The sequence below is a fragment of the Streptomyces sp. NPDC048291 genome, from assembly GCF_043201715.1.
Taxonomy (GTDB): Bacteria; Actinomycetota; Actinomycetes; order Streptomycetales; family Streptomycetaceae; genus Streptomyces.
In genome coordinates this window covers 553969-568946 of the sequence record NZ_JBICZC010000006.1, presented here as the reverse complement: position 1 = coordinate 568946, position 14978 = coordinate 553969, and the positions used below count along the sequence as shown (strand labels likewise).

Annotated in this window: 9 protein-coding genes; 5 read left to right on the top strand and 4 right to left on the bottom strand. The window is 72.7% G+C overall.

Features of this window, described 5'->3' with window-relative positions; genetic code table 11:
• Positions 1-161: 161 nt before the first annotated feature.
• Entirely contained in the window at positions 162-1040 is an 879-nt protein-coding gene (locus ACGF5O_RS19300; RefSeq protein WP_393811055.1) for a hypothetical protein, read from the top strand.
• Positions 1037-6340: a tetratricopeptide repeat protein gene (locus ACGF5O_RS19295; protein WP_393811054.1), complete on the top strand. Its 5304-nt coding sequence runs from the start codon at positions 1037-1039 to the stop codon at positions 6338-6340. The genes ACGF5O_RS19300 and ACGF5O_RS19295 overlap by 4 nt, the downstream gene beginning before the upstream one ends.
• Before the next feature lie 367 nt (positions 6341-6707).
• On the opposite strand, the gene ACGF5O_RS19290 is transcribed toward ACGF5O_RS19295, so the two are convergent.
• Positions 6708-7511, bottom strand: a complete 804-nt coding sequence (locus ACGF5O_RS19290) for an SDR family NAD(P)-dependent oxidoreductase (RefSeq protein ID WP_393811053.1) — start codon at positions 7509-7511, stop codon at positions 6708-6710.
• Between the two features lie 132 nt (positions 7512-7643).
• Between ACGF5O_RS19290 and ACGF5O_RS19285 the strand changes: the two genes are divergently transcribed.
• The gene (locus ACGF5O_RS19285) at positions 7644-8552 is read left to right on the top strand and encodes a LysR family transcriptional regulator (protein ID WP_393811052.1); all 909 of its coding nucleotides are present in this window, start codon (positions 7644-7646) and stop codon (positions 8550-8552) included.
• 3 nt (positions 8553-8555) lie between these two features.
• On the opposite strand, the gene ACGF5O_RS19280 is transcribed toward ACGF5O_RS19285, so the two are convergent.
• The 3 genes from ACGF5O_RS19280 to ACGF5O_RS19270 all read right to left on the bottom strand — a co-directional run bounded on the left by ACGF5O_RS19280 (position 8556) and on the right by ACGF5O_RS19270 (position 12900).
• Entirely contained in the window at positions 8556-9998 is a 1443-nt protein-coding gene (locus tag ACGF5O_RS19280; RefSeq protein WP_393811051.1) for a DMT family transporter, read from the bottom strand.
• A 104-nt stretch (positions 9999-10102) separates the two neighbouring features.
• Entirely contained in the window at positions 10103-12106 is a 2004-nt protein-coding gene (locus ACGF5O_RS19275) for an FtsX-like permease family protein (protein ID WP_393811050.1), read from the bottom strand.
• Entirely contained in the window at positions 12103-12900 is a 798-nt protein-coding gene (locus ACGF5O_RS19270; RefSeq protein ID WP_393811049.1) for an ABC transporter ATP-binding protein, read from the bottom strand. Before ACGF5O_RS19270 ends, ACGF5O_RS19275 begins: the two co-directional genes overlap by 4 nt.
• A gap of 119 nt (positions 12901-13019) precedes the next feature.
• Between ACGF5O_RS19270 and ACGF5O_RS19265 the strand changes: the two genes are divergently transcribed.
• Positions 13020-14294 (top strand): sensor histidine kinase, encoded by a 1275-nt coding sequence (locus ACGF5O_RS19265; protein ID WP_393811048.1) that lies wholly within the window; start codon positions 13020-13022, stop codon positions 14292-14294.
• Entirely contained in the window at positions 14291-14974 is a 684-nt protein-coding gene (locus ACGF5O_RS19260; RefSeq protein WP_393811047.1) for a response regulator, read from the top strand. The genes ACGF5O_RS19265 and ACGF5O_RS19260 overlap by 4 nt, the downstream gene beginning before the upstream one ends.
• Positions 14975-14978 lie beyond the last annotated feature (4 nt).

Below are 14978 nucleotides of genomic sequence, written 5' to 3'. Positions count from 1 at the left end.
TCCACGGGGTTCACGTCGGGGTCGCGGGTGTACGACTTGCAGTGTCGGCGCCCGTGAAGGGGGAGCGGGCGCCGGCCCACTGTGAAACAACTCCGCTGATTCGCAGGAGATTTGGGCCATTGGACGGCCTCCGCCCCGAAGCGCGTGTAGCGAGAGGTGTCATGACAGCGAACCGTGGGGAAGGGCCGGGTGGCTCGGGGACGTTCGAACGCAGGCTGCTACTGGCGGTCGACGCGAAGGGATACGGCGGCACCGACTCGGTGACGCAGCGTCAGTTCCAGGAGGAGATCACGCGGTTGCTCGACCGGGCGGCCGCCGCCGCCCGCCTGGACCGCGCGGGCTGGCTGACGCAGGAGGGCGGGGACTCCGTGTTCGCCGTCCTGCCCGAGACGGCCTACGAGCCCGCTCTGATCGACACCTTCATGCGCGCCCTGGACGCCGGGCTGCGAGCGTTCAACCAGAATCGGATCCCGCAGGCCCGGCTCAGACTCAGAGCGGCCGTCCACTTCGGCCCCGCCTCGCCGGGCGCCAACGGCTTCGTCGGCCCGGCCCCCGTCGAGATCGGGCGCATCCTCGACAGCTCGGCCCTGCGCACGGCCCTCGACGAGTCGCCGGACGCCTGTCTCGCCGTCGGAGTGTCGGCGACTGTCTTCCGCGACGTCGTGAAAGAGGCACACACCACCATCCCGGCGGTGGAGTTCCGGCGGGTGTCCGTCGCGGAGAAGGAGTACCGGGGAGAGGCCTGGATCTGGGTGGCGGGGGCCGGTGCCGGGCGGTCGGGGGCGGAGCCGACCGCGCCCCCACCAACCGCGACCCCGCCAACCGCGACCCCGCCAACCGCGACCCCGCCCTCGCCGGGCGAGGCGCCGCCCGACATCCGGTCCGAGGCCGGCGGGGAAGGCCGGGCAGCCGAGGAAGCGGTGAGGCAGCAGCCGGCCGCCAGATTCGTCCAGAATGTCACGGGCGGTACGGGCATCCAGGCGGAGAACGCGACGGTGACCATCACGCAGACCCCGGGAACCGCGGGTGACCGGCCATGACCGAGGACCCCGAGAGCCCCCGGGTGCCGGACGCGTGGACCTACGTGCAGAACGTGGGTCCCGACGGCTGGGGCATCCAGAGCGCGAACGCGACGATCAACGTCTACGGCTCTCGCCTGCCCGCCGTCGAGGAGCTGCCCCTGCCGGCCGTCCCCGACCCCGCCTGGCTGATGGAGCAGCCCAGCCGTCTGCTGGACGCGCGCAGCCGGATCGTGCCGTTCGTCGGCCGGGAGGCCGAGCTGGAGCGACTGCGGCAATGGCGGGACGACGACGGCCCGCGGCTGTCGGTCCTGCTGCTGCACGCTCCCGGCGGACAGGGCAAGACCCGGCTTGCCCTGGAGTTCGCCGAACGCTCCCGTGTCCGGGCACGGCCGGACACACCCGCCGCGCCGCCGTGGCACGTCCTGCACGCGGGATTCCAGGGCGCTTCCCCAGGCCCCTTCCCCTCGGCCGGCGGCGCCGCCCCGCCCGGCGAGGCCGCCGGAGTACTCCTCGTCGTCGACTACGCCGACCGATGGGCGCACAGCGAGCTGGAACGCCTGCTGTCCGCCCCCGTCCTCAACCAGCCGCGGCCCACACGAGTCCTGCTGATCGGCCGCACGGTCCGCTGGTTCGCCGCACTCCGCGCGGAACTCGGCGACCGCCGTGCCGCCGCCGACGACCTGCTCCTGCCTTCGCTGGCCGGGGACAGGCTGCGGATGTTCACCGCCGCCCGCGACCGCTATGCCGGGACCGACCTGTACGGCGTACCGGACACCGCGGGCATCCGGCCGCCCGCCTCCCTCGACCGGAGCGACTTCGGCCTGCCCCTGAACCTGCAGATGGCCGCCCTGGTCGCGGTCGACGCCCGCAGGAACGGCACCGCACCGTCCGGCATCGACGAACCGCACCAGCTGTCGGCGTACCTGCTGGACCGCGAACGCCTCGCGTGGCAGCGGCTCGTCGATGCCGGACGGCACGGGCAGGACTACCGGACCGGGCAGTCCGTCATGGCCAAGACCGTGTTCACCGCCGTCCTCACCGGAGCGGTCGGCCACCGGACCGGAAAGCAGGCCCTGCGGAAACTGGACCTGCCCCAGCCGCACGACCACCTCCTGGACGACCACCGGTTCTGCTATCCGCCCGCCGACCGCGCGACGGTCCTGGAGCCCCTGTACCCCGACCGGCTCGCGGAGGACTTCCTCGGTCTGCTCACTCCCGGGCACGACATCAGCTCCTACGAACCCGACCCCTGGGCGTACGGCGCCCCCGCGACCCTGACGGCGGAGCGCGCCGAACTGTCTGCCGAGGAGGATCTCCGGGCGGTCATCGCCCCCCGCGCGGTGACCTTCCTGGCGTCCGCCGCCGGCCGCTGGTCGCACCTCGGCAAGGAAGTCCTGTACCCCCTGCTGCGCCGCGATCCCGGCCTCGCTATCGCCGCCGGCAGTTCCGCCCTGACCACGCTCGCCGCCCTCGGCGACCCGGACGGCCTCCTCGGCCGGGACGACACCGGCGACCGCGGCCTCGCCCCGGACCTGCTGGCCGTACTGGAGGCGGTCGAGACCCGGCTGCCCGAGAACAGGGACGTCGACCTGGACATCGGCATCCTCGCGGTCACGGAGGTCCTGACCGCCCACCGGCTGTCCTCGACGACCGACCTCGGCGACCGGGCGCGGCTGTACGGCACGCTCGCGTGGCGTCGCACCAACGCCGGTCGTCGGCAGGAGGCGATCGCCCCGGCCGAGGAGGCCGTCCGGCTGCGCCGGCAACTCGTCGAGGCGGCTCCCTACCGTCCGGACGACCCCGACCGTCCGGACGATCCCGAACGCCTCGGCCACCTGGGCCGGTTGGCGGCCTCGCTGGACGACCTCGCCGAGAAGCTGGCCGCCGTGGGCCGCTCGGAGGAGGCACTGTTCCTCTCCGAGGAGTCCGTGACGATCTGCCGCCGGCTGGCGGGGACCGACCCGGCCGCCCACCTGCCCACCCTGCTGAGCTCGCTGACCGACCTCGGCCACCGGCTCTCCGGGCACGGCCGTACCGAGGAGGCGGTGGCCGCCACCCAGGAGGCCCTCTCCCTCTACCGCGACCTGGCCGCGGACGTCCCTGCGGGCCGGCGCGGCGGTCTCGCGGTCCAACTGGGCAACCTCGGCGCGAGACTGCTCGAAATGGACCGCACCGAGGAGGCGCTGGCCGCCATCCGGGAGGCCGTCGGCCTCTCCCGTGAACTGGCCGCCGCGAACCCCGCCGCCGAGACCCCTGGCCTGGCCATGGCGCTGGGCAACCTCGGGGGCGCGCTGTCCGCGGTGGACCGCACCGAGGAGGCCCTGGCGGTCGCCCGTGAGGCCGTCGGCATCTACCGCGACCTGGCCGCCGCCGGCTCCGCCGCCCACCGGCCCGGCCTGGCGCTCGCCCTGCACAACCTCGGCCTGAGCCTGGCGCGGGTGGGCCGCAAGCAGGAGGCACTGGACTCGGTCGAGGAGGCCGTGACCATCCAGCGGCAGCTGGCCGAGACCGACTTCGGCGCCCAGCACCTCGGTCTCGCCAAGGCCCTGCACAGCCTCGGCGACCGGCTGCGGGAGCTGGACCGCAGGGACCAGGCTCGGGCCGCCCACCAGGAAGCCGCCGACCTGTACAAGCAGTTGATCGTCGCCCACCCCGCCATCGACCTTCCCGCGGGCGCGGTGGCCCTGACGCGCATGTCCTTCGCCCCGGAGGCACCCCCCGAGGAGATCCTGGCGACGAGGGAGCGGGTCGCCGACCTGCACCGACGGCTGGCCGACGCCGGCCCCGACGCCGATCTCCCCGGCCTTGTCACGGCACTGGACGCCGCCGCCACGTCCCTTGTCGCTCTGGGGAAGTCCGAGGATGCCGTCGCCGCCTGCGAACGGGCTGTCGCCATCCGTCTCGAGGCGGACGACCGCAACAGCGCCGCCAACCTGCTCAACAACTTCGCCAACACCCTGGAGGCAATGGGGGGACGGCTCGCCCAGGCGGCCACGGCGGGCGAACGGGCCGCCGCACTCTTCGGGGAGATCGGTGAGCCCCTTCTGGAAGCCATGGCGCTGACCAATCTCAGCCGGGTCCTGTCCCGCCTCGACCGGGCCGACGAGGCCGCAGACGCCTCCGGGCGGGCGGCGGCCGTCTACCGGGAGACGGGTGCGCGGACCCTCGAAGCCGCCGCCCTGACCAACCAGGGCCACGCGCTGACGGCGGCGGAGCGGTACGAGGACGTCATCACCGTCAGCCGGCGAGCCCTCGCCCTTTTCGAGGAGATCGGCGTCGAGGAGGACGGCTTCGAGGAGCACGGCTTCGGGGGGAACGGCGCCTCGCAGGGCCCTCCGTGGCACAACCTCGGCTACGGCTTCCTGAAGCTGGGACGGTTCGAGGAGTCCCTCGCGCCCCTGCGGCAGGCCGCCGACATCTACCGGGCGGGGGAGAGCCACGGCCGTGAGGCCGACTCCCTGAGCAGGCTGGGCTTCGCCCTGTACAACCTGCAGCGGTACGAGGAGTCGGCGACGGCTTACAGCCGGGCAGCCGACCTCCTGCACGAGACGGACGACCGCCCGCAGGAGGGCAAGGTGCTCGGCCAACTCGGCGGCGTTCTGGCGCGCCTGCAGCGGGACGAGGAATCCCTCGCCGTCTGCCGGCAGGCCGTCGCCCTGCTGCGAGGGGCCGGTGACCGCCGCGGGGAAGCAGGGGCCCTGGTCAACCTGGGCGGCGTCTGCGCGAACACGGGCCGGTTCGCGGACGCGGCCGCCGCGTGCGGGAGGGCCGCGGCCCTCTTCCGCGAGGAGGGCGACCAGGCCTACGAGGCGGACGCGCTGTCCAACCGCAGCGAGGCCCTGATGAACGCGCGCCGGTACGAGGAGGCCGTACCGGTCTGCGAGCGGACCGCCGCCCTCTACCGTGCCGTGGGCAACCGCTCGCGCGAACGCCTCATGCTCCACAGGCTCGGCGTCAGCCTCTTCTCGGTGCGCCGGTACGAGGAGTCCCTCACCGCGTACGAACGAGAGAGCGAGATCTGCCGGGAGACCGGCGACCGCCCGGCCGAGGGCGGGGCACTCCTCGGCGTCGGTGTGTCACTTTCGTACCTGAAGCGGCCCGCGCAGGCCGTCCTCGTCTGGGAGCGGGCCGTCGACGTCTACCGCGAGGCCGGTGACCGCGGCGGCGAGGCAATGGCGTGGACCGGCCTCGGTACCGAGTTGGCGCAGCTGAAACGCGCCGACGAGGCGATCGTCGCCCGCCGACGGGCCGTCGCGGCGTACCGCGAGGCAGGCGACGTCAGAGGCGAGGCCACGACCTCCGCCGACCTCGGTGCCGACCTCCGCCGGGCGGGCCGGCACGCGGAGTCCGCCACCGTCCACGTGCGCGAGGCCCGGCTCCACCGGCAGCTCGGGAACCTCCCGGACGAGGGCCGGGCCTGGTGCAACGCGGGCTTCGGCCTGGAGCACGAGAAGCGCCGGGAGGAGGCGGCCGCCTGCTTCTCGCGGGCCGCGGAGGCCTCCCGCCAGGCCGGCGACCACGCGACCGGAGCCGAGGCCCTGCGTCACCTCGCCGATTCCCTGAAGTCTCTGGGGCGGGCCGACGAGTCCCTCGCCGCCTGGCAAGGGTCCGTGGCCTGCGCCCGGGCGACGGGCAACGAGCGCGAGGAGGCCATAAGCCAGTACGGCTTCGGCCAGGCCCTGTTCACCGAGGAACGCCACGCCGAGGCCGTCACCGCCCTGCGGCGAGCCGCCGACGTCCTGCGGCGCATCGGTCTCCCCGCCTTCGAGGCCTCCGCGCTCCTCGACCTCGCCCGCGCCCAACTGGCCCTGGATCGACCGGAGGAGGCCATCAGCCCCCTCGCCCGGGCCGCCCCCGCGTTCGCCGAGGCCGGCGACCACGGCCGACAGGGCACGGCGCTGCTCGACCTCGGCAGAGCGCTGGCGAAGACAGGCCGGGACGAAGAGGCCGCCGCCGTCGCCCTGCGCTGCGCCGACCTCTATCGCGGGATGCGCAACGCCGACCTCGAACAGAGGGCCCTGTTCCAAATCGGCGTCGACATCGCGAACGTGGGGCGGGCCGAACACACCCTCCCGCTGTTCCGGCGCCTCCACGAGTCCTACGCGGAAAGCGGAGACACAGTGAAGGAGAGCTGGGGCCTCGTCCTCCTGGCCGGCGCCCTGGTGGACGCCGGCCGCTACCCGGAGGCCGTCTCCGCCAACCGGCGGGCCGTCGACTTCTGCCGCGCAACAGGCAACTCCGCCGCCCTCGACCTGGCCCTGAGCCAACTGGAGAAAGCCGAACGCGGCCTGACCCGGGGCAATCACCGCTTGCCCTGACCCGCCCCGGAGGGCCCCTGGGCGCGAGGGCTGGAACAGATATCGCCAACAAAGCCCGCCTTGGCCTCTGACCTGGGAGTTTCCACTGGAGCGGGTGCCGAGAATCGACCTCGCGCTCTCAGCTTGGGAAGCGACGGCGCTTGACTGACGCTACCGGTTCCGACCTGGGGTAATGCGGCCGCCGGGCGGCTCCGGAGGGGTCGGCTTCGCACCGCTGTTCACCGTGGTTGTCCGGTCTTATGGGCACGCTTTGGGCACGCTCCCGCACGGGGACGGTGTGCGGGGGCTCGACCGCTCCGTTGCGGTGCTGGGCCTGCGGGTGCGGGACGTCTCGGACATGGCGGATCGCAGATGCACACCCGTGTGCTCACCCGAAAGCGGCCAGGGAGACCGGCTCCCACTGGCGCCAGGTGTTCAGACGCTCCTCGTAAAGACCGGCGACATCGGTGAAGGACTTGCCGAGGAAGATCCTCAGTGGAGGCTGGTCCGCATCGACGATCCGAAGAATGGCGTCGCGGGTCGCGCGCGGGTCGCCGACCTCGAAATCCGGTGCGGTGGCCGCGCGGACTTCGGTGTAGTCCTGGTGTGGCTCACTGTGCCGTGCCCCGCGGGCCAGCCAGTCCGTGGCATAGGGACCGGGCTCGACGTTGGTGATGTGGATGCCGAAGGCCGCCACTTCCTGCGCCAGGGACTCCGACAGCCCTTCGAGAGCCCATTTGGAGGCGTGGTACGCGCCGATGCCGGGAAATGCGCGTACGCCTCCCTCGCTGGTCACCTGGAGGATCCTTCCCGTTCGTTGCGACCGCATGAAGGGCAGCACGGCCTGCGTGACCCACACCGCGCCGAAGAAGTTGGTCTCCATCTGAGCCCGGAGGTCGTCCTCGTTCAGCTCCTCGACCATGCCGAAATGCCCGTACCCGGCGTTGTTGACCGCGATGTCCAGCGAACCGAAATACGCGTGGGCGAGCCGCACCGCCTCATGCACCGCGGCGCGGTCGGTGACGTCGAGCCGGACCGGCAGTACCGCGTCCCCGTACCGCTCGACCAGAGGGGTCAGCAGGCTGACGTCCCGAGCTGTCGCCGCGACGTGATCGCCGCGTTCGAGCGCCGCTTCGGTCCACTCGCGGCCGAACCCCCTGGAACTGCCCGTGATGAACCACGTCTTCACCATGACCGGTACTCCCTGCGTGCGACTTGCGGCTTGCCTGCTGTTGCCCCTCCATCGTGTTGCCGATCCAGGTATTCCACCAGCGAAGGTCTTTCATAGAAGACATGCGATTGCGGAATGTGTCAGGGTGGAGGCATGGCCGACTTCACCCTCACCGGTCTCCGCGTCGTCCAGGCAGTGGTCGACACCGGATCGTTCACCGCGGCGGCCGACGCACTCGGATACACCCAGTCAGCGGTGTCCCGTCAGGTGGCGGCGATGGAAGCAGCCGCGGGCACACCGCTGTTCGTCCGTGGCGCCCGCGGAGTGGCCCCCTCGCCCGCGGGCATGATCCTCGCCCGCCGAGCCACGACGGCGCTGAACGAGATCGACGCCGTCAGCACAGACCTCGCCGGACTTCAGGACCACGTCACCGGACGGGTCGCCATCGCGGCGTTCCCCTCGGCCGCCGCCGTGCTCGTCCCGAGGACACTGGCCCGCCTCGGAAACGACCACCCGGGTCTGATCGTCGAGTTCGGCGAGGCGTCCTCCCCCACGCAGCTTCGCCAGCTCCGCGCCCACCGCATCGACATCGCGGTGATCGCCATGGGACCGGACCTGCCCGCCTACGACGTCGAGGGGCTGCGCCGCGACCTGCTCCTCGACGGCGGCCTTCTGCTGGCCGTCCCGGCCGACCACCGGTTCGCCGGCCGCGGGACCATCCCGGTGACCGAGCTGAGGGACGAACCCTGGATCGTCGGCAAGGGCCTCCGTGACGACCCCCAGTTCGGTGCCTGGCCGACCCTCGACCACCCGCGGATCGTCTACGCCGCCCGCGAATGGCCCACTCGCCTCGGCCTTGTCGCCGCCGGTCTCGGCATCGCCGTACTCCCCGAAGTCGCCGCGGCCGCGGTCCCCACCGGAGTCCGCATCGTCCACGTCGACGACCCCGCCTGGCTCGGCCGCGCCGTCGTCGCCGTCACGGCCCACGACCGCTCTCCCGAGGTGACGGCCACCGTGGGGGCGCTGCGGCACGAGGCCGCTCGGCTTCGTGCGGCGTCATGACGCTCACTCCTGACGGGAGTGAGCGGTCTTGTGCAGCAGGCGTCTGTCCAGGGTGGCAAGCATCTCCGTGCTGTAGTACGGATCCTTTCGGCACAACGCCTGTAGAGCTGAGGCCAGTTCGTTGATGACGTCTTCGTCCGTCACACCGCACCACTCCCGGTAGGCGTGGTCGAGGCAGGCGCGCGTGCTGGGGAGATCCCGGCGCGGCGGGGAGGCGTGGAACCGGGCGGCGGTCAGCCACAGCCGGGCGGAGAGAGCGTGGTCCGCGGCGATACGGGCGACGACGGCGCGTACCTCGATCCAGTGCGTGGCCTCGGCGGACTTGGCGCCGTGGACGCGGACGGCCTCGTTCTCCAGCCTTCTTATGGTGGCCTCGACCGCTCTGAAGCGTCCCCTGTGCGCTTCACGCCACAGGAAGGCGTGGATGTCGCCACCGGGTATGCGGTTCAGGGCGAGGAGTGGGTGCTGCGGAAAGGCGACGAGACCACGTACCTCGCCGGTGGTGTCCATGTCCGCGACGGTGTCCCTCGCCGGATCCGCGCGCCGCGCGTCCGCGACCACCACCGCGGTCACTCCCAGCATGATCATGAGCAGTCCCGGCCACGCTGTCGCGGTGGGCAGCTGGCCGAGCCACAGCCAGGCGATGGACGCGGCCATGGGCGCCTCCAGCAGCAGCAAGATGCTCACCGCAGTGGCCGGCGCCCGGCCGAGGACGAAATTGAGGGAGAACAGGCCGAGCAGCTGAGGAAAGAGCAGCAGACCCAGCAGGGCGAGCCAGGTGCCGGCGTCGAAGGCGAACAGAGGCGTTCCGGTGACGAGACAGAGGATCAGCAGCTCCACCGTGCACACCGAGGAACACAGCACCGAGTACACCATCGTGCTGACATCGGGGCGGGTCTGCTCGCTGAGCGCCGTGTAGCCGGCGAGTGCGATCGCGCCCGCGAGGGCGAGCGCGTCACCGACAAGCGCTTCGGTGCCCGCCCGCCCGTCCATACCGCTGGCGATCGCCGCACCCGCCACCGAGACGCCTAGGCCGGCCCAGGTCGCGCGGGGCAGCCGGTGGCCCTGGAGCGTCGAGATGAGGGCCTGCCAGACGGGCTGGGTGGCGACCAGGGCGGTCGCCATGGCGACGCTGGTCATCCGGGTGCTGGACATGAAGGTGGCGAAGTGCGCGGCCAGTGCCGTACCGGCGAGAGCACCCAGGAGAGCGCCTCGGCGTTGCTCCTTGCGCACAAGGAAGCGCTCGCCGCGGAAGACCTTCCTGAACTCGCGTCGGCGGATCAGCGCGACCACCGGTCCGAGGGTCAGGAGCCCCAGCGCGTTGCGGCCGAGCGCCAGCGCGAGCGCGGAGCCGGTGGCGAACGCGGTGAGCGGCGCGGTCGCGGAGAACGCGCCGACGGTCACCAGCACGGCGGTGAGGGAGATGGCATCAAGCTTGGTGCGCATGGCGCGGGGAACCTTCTTGCGACAAGGAATTGAAGGTGTTCAAGGAGTTCATGGACGACCGTCACAACCGGTCGGCGAGGTCGAGGTCGGCGGCGCGGCTCCGGCTAGTCCGGGCGCGGGCCCGCTTCTCCCGCGACCGTGCGCAGCAGCGGGCGGCTCGCCGCGCTCGCGCCGGCCAGACCCGCGAAGCCCAGCGCCAGGCAACCGGCGAGGAGCAGGGCGCTACGGCCGTCAAGGTGCGGGGCGCCCCCGGCGAGCGTCAGCGGCGCCGCGCAGAACAGCCCCGTGAGCACCGCGCCGCCCGCGAGCACGGCGGCCGGCAGCACCGACTCCGTACGCCTGGCCGTGTCGAGGACCCGCAACGGCGTGCCCGCGAGGTGCAGCAGGCCGTACGTGCGGCGGCGGTCCAGGACGGAGGAGGCGGCCGTGATGGCCGTGGAGGCGATGGCGATGGCGAAGCTCGCACCGAGCACGGCCAGTGTCACGAGGTGGAAGTCGCGGTCGAACTGGCGCGACTGCCAGTCGACGTCCGGGCCCGTGAGCGGGTACTGGCCGGGCACGAGGCCGGTGAGTGCGGCGCGCGCCGCGTCCAGTCGGCTCACGTCCTCGACGGTCGCGATGACTTGACGCTCGCCCCCGCTCCCCGCACCGGTGGCGACCCAGTCGTCGTTCGCGCCGACGGTGGCGTGGATGCCCGCGCGCTCCAGGCGCGCGGTGGCCTGCTGCCGTACGGCGGCGACGCGCTCCTTCGGCACGGACAGTGCGAGCTGGTCCGCCCTGCCCCACGGTGAGCCGCCGCCGAGGCTGAACAGCGCGAAGAAACCGGCCACGAAGGCCGCCAGGGTCAGCGCCGACACCGCGCGCCACCCGGACTTGGGGTCGTCGAGCAGGCGGCGCCCCGCGAGGAGCGTCGCCGGTCGCCGCGCCGACCCGGCGACGAGAGCGCCGAGTACCCCGACCACCCAGGGACCGATGACGGACAGTGCGGCGAAGACGGCGGCGCAGCAGTAGACCACCGCGTCGATGTCCATCGACCTGCCCTTGGACAGCAGCCCGTAGCCGGCCAGTACGGCGACGAACAGCAGTGCGCGTACGGCCTTCAGACGGGGGGTGCGCGAGCGGCGTACGACTCCGAGCGGGCCCACGACCACCTGCCGTAGCCCCGCCAGCGCGCTGGCCGCCACCATCAGCACCACGCCGGCGAGTACGGCGAGCAGGACTCCCGTACCGACCCAGAGATCGGAGACGTACCAACTGCCGCCCGCCAGGGGGACCTCGGCCGCGAGCGGCAGCAGCACCGCATAGCCCAGCGCGCCCGCGACGGCCCCTACTGTGCCGGTCAGCGCCGCCTCGGCCACCGCGATCCCCGCGATCCGGCCCGGCGCGGCGCCCAGCAGCCGCAACGTGGCCAGCCGGGTGTCGCGACGGGAGACGGACAGCCTGGCCGAGGACGCGCCGAGCACGAGCAGCGGCACGATCAGCAGGGCCGTGGCGATCTTCACCAGCGCCTGGTACTGCGCACCGAGGCCGTCCACCGTGCGCTTCCCCGCGAAGTCCGTGACGGGCGTGGGCGTGACGATGTCCCCCGGACGGCGCGGGTCGGTGCCGCGCTTCACCGTCATCGCCGGGTCATCGGCGCGATACCCGACGACGGCCACCTTCTCGCCGGGGTCGACCAGCGCGGCGCGGCCGAGCGTGCCGGTCGTGCTCCTGCCGCCGGGCAGCCTGCCGAGCGCGGGCGAGGTCCATACCTCGCCCGGCTTCGGGAAGCGCGGCATACCGGGAGGCGCGGGCGCCTCGCCGCTCCGGCCCGGCAACGCCGCGACGTCGACGACGGTCACGGGCTCACCGCCGATGAAGGTGGTGCCCACCGCCTCGACGGCCACCGCGCGCGCGAGCCCGGCCTTGACAGGGGTGCGCCAGTCGGCGTGCGCGGCGCGTGAGCCGAAGCCGAGGTTGGCGCCGACGCACAGGAGCAGCAGGGTGGTGGAGATCGCCACGGCGGCGGCGGACAGCCCGGCGCCGAGCCGGCCGAGCCGGCCGCCGCCGCGGAGCAGCCGCCAGGTCAGTGTCCAGGTGGTGCGGTCCAGGGGCCTCGCAGTCCTCATCGCACGACTCCGCCGGTCACGGCGGACGGCACATCGGCCGTTACGCCGGTTCCGGCCGGTCCCGCGTCAGCATCCGCCTCCGCCGCTGCCCCCGCGTCCGCGCCCGCCTCCCGCACGATCCGCCCGTCCCGCACCTGCACCGTACGGTCGCACCAGCGGGCCACCGCCCGGTCGTGGGTGACCACGACCAACGCCGTGTTCTGCCTCCTGGTGACCTCCGTCAGCATTCGGATCACGTCCTGTCCGGTGGCCTGGTCGAGCGCTCCCGTCGGCTCGTCGGCGAAGACGACCTGGGCGCCCGCGACCAACGCCCTTGCGAGCGCCACCCGTTGGGCCTGCCCGCCGGACAACTGGCCGGGACGGCTGTCCTCCTTGCCCGCCAGGCCCAGCGGCGCGAACCACTGGCGCGCGCGCCGCTCCGCCTCGCGGCGCGCGGTACCGCCGAGCATCAGCGGGAGCGCCACGTTCTCCACGGCCGGCAGTTCGGGCAGCAACTGCCCGAACTGGAAGACGAACCCGAAGCGGGTACGGCGCAGCTCGCTGCGGTGCGGCTCGTGCAACTGGTCGATGCGCTCGCCGTTCAGCAGCACCTGACCGCTGTCCGGGCGCTCGATGTTCGCGAGGCAGTGCAGCAACGTCGACTTGCCGGACCCGGAGGGCCCCATCACGGCCAGCGACTCGCCCGCCCGCACGGCGACGTCCACGCCGTCGAGCGCGCGGGTGGATCCGGTGGGCCCAAAGGACTTGGTCAGTCCGATGCCGCTCAGCACGGGCGGCGAAGAGGTGTTGTTCATGTGGTCCAACATCCGCTTCCGGCAAGGCCCGTCACCTCGGTCGGCCGACCGGTTCGGAGCCGCCGCGTCGTCCTTTCGGCCGAGGCCGTACGACGGGGGCCGCCCATACGCTGCGGGATGTGCGAGACGCGAGAGACACAGACGATCACCCCCGGAACTCCCCGCTGCCCCACCGCACCGCCCTCGCCGCACTGGGGGTGGTCATGGCGCTGTTGTGGGTGGTCGACGTGGCCGGCGTCGCGTCCGGCGCCGGACTCGACGGCGGCGGCGCGTGGGGGAGGCTGGCACCGGGCCTCGTGGCGGCCGTCGCGCTGCTGCTGCCCGGCAGGCGTCTCGCGCCGGCCTGGGGCGCGGGTGCCGCGGTGCTCGTCTCCTGGACGGTGACGCTGGTCTTCTTCACGTCCGTGACGTCGTCGCTGCCGGTCGGCTGGGGCCTGCTGGAAACGGTGTGCCTGCTGCTTCTGCTGGTGCGCACCACGAGAGACGTACCGAAACCCTGGCTGTCCGCCACGCTGGGCACCGCACTCGCCTCCGCCGTGATCGCGGCCCCGATGCGGATGGACGACGAGAGCGGCAACGTCTACTTCTCGTTCCTCCTGATCTTCTTCACGGGCGGCGCCGTGGGCATCGGTTCCTACCTCCGCAGCCTCGACGAGCGCCGGAGCCGTGCCGTCACCGAGACGCGTCAGAACGAACGTCTGGAACTCGCCCGCGAACTGCATGACTTCGTCGCCCACCACGTCACGGGCATCGTCGTCCAGGCCCAGGCGGCCCAGGCGATCCGCGAGATCGCGCCTGAGCAGGTGGATCCGCTGCTGCGCGGCATCGAGCGGGCCGGGGGCGAGACCCTGCAGTCGATGCGCAAGCTGGTGCGCGTGCTGCGCGACGACAGCACCCGGGCGGTACGGCCGGGGGAGCTCTACGCCGAACTGGGCGAACTGGTCGCCACGTTCTCCGAACGTGACGCCCCCGCCACCCTCCAGGTCGCGGCCGAGGCCCGGCAGGCGCGGCCGGCCCCCGAGGTGGAGACCTCCGTGCGCAACGTCGTGCGCGAGGCGCTGACGAACGTACGCCGCCACGCGCCGGGATCACCGTCCGTCTCCGTACGGGTCGCCCTGTCGGACGATGCCGGCGATCACGGCACTCACGGCGACAGCGGCGATCGCGTGGCTGCCCGGCGGCTTCGGGTCGAGGTGCACAACGCACCATCGCCCCGGCCGGTGGCGCCGAACGCCGAACCGCTCGGCGGGCGCGGCGGCCTCGGTCTCATCGGGCTGACCGAACGCGCCGAGGCCGTCGGCGGCACGCTCCACGCGAGCCGGGCCGAGGACGGCGGCTGGAGACTGACGGCGGAGTTCCCGCTGCGCGGCGCTGTGGCAGGATCCCCCGCATGACCAACGCCATCGGCAACGGACCTGCCGTCAGCGTCCTGATAGCCGACGACCAGGAAATGGTCCGCACAGGCTTCCGGTTGATTCTCCAGGCACAGCCCGGCATCGAGGTCGTGGGCGAGGCGGCCGACGGCGCGGAGTGCGTGGACCTGGCCAGGAGGCTGCGCCCCGACGTGTGCCTGGTCGACATCCGCATGCCGAAACTCGACGGGCTGGAAGTGACCCGGCTGCTCGCGGGTCCGAAGGCCGTCGATCCGCTGCGTGTGGTGGTCGTGACCACCTTCGACCAGGACGACTACGTCTACGGGGCGTTGAGCAACGGTGCCTGCGGGTTCCTGTTGAAGGACGCCGGCCCCGGACTGCTGGTGGAGGCCGTACGGGCGGCTGCGCGCGGCGACGCGCTGATCTCGCCCTCCGTGACCGTACGGCTCCTGAAGCGGATCGGTGGACAGCGGCCCGCCGCCGGTGGCGAGGTGTCGTCCGGCCCGCTGACGGAACGGGAGTTGGATGTGGCCCGGCTGGTCGCCGACGGACGGACCAATCAGGAGCTCTGCGCCGAGCTGTGCGTCTCGCTCTCCACCGTCAAGTCCCATCTGACCAACATCCAGGTCAAGTTGGGGGCACGGAACCGCGTGGAGATCGCGGCCTGGGCATGGCGCTGCGGCGTGGTCGGCGACCGCTGAACCC

Coding starts and splice junctions, on each gene's coding strand:
- ACGF5O_RS19300 (WP_393811055.1), top strand. CDS start 162: ATGACAGCGAACCGTGGGGAAGGGCCGGGTGGCTCGGGGACGTTCGAA.
- ACGF5O_RS19295 (WP_393811054.1), top strand. CDS start 1,037: ATGACCGAGGACCCCGAGAGCCCCCGGGTGCCGGACGCGTGGACCTAC.
- ACGF5O_RS19290 (WP_393811053.1), bottom strand. CDS start 7,511: ATGGTGAAGACGTGGTTCATCACGGGCAGTTCCAGGGGGTTCGGCCGC.
- ACGF5O_RS19285 (WP_393811052.1), top strand. CDS start 7,644: ATGGCCGACTTCACCCTCACCGGTCTCCGCGTCGTCCAGGCAGTGGTC.
- ACGF5O_RS19280 (WP_393811051.1), bottom strand. CDS start 9,998: ATGCGCACCAAGCTTGATGCCATCTCCCTCACCGCCGTGCTGGTGACC.
- ACGF5O_RS19275 (WP_393811050.1), bottom strand. CDS start 12,106: ATGAGGACTGCGAGGCCCCTGGACCGCACCACCTGGACACTGACCTGG.
- ACGF5O_RS19270 (WP_393811049.1), bottom strand. CDS start 12,900: ATGAACAACACCTCTTCGCCGCCCGTGCTGAGCGGCATCGGACTGACC.
- ACGF5O_RS19260 (WP_393811047.1), top strand. CDS start 14,291: ATGACCAACGCCATCGGCAACGGACCTGCCGTCAGCGTCCTGATAGCC.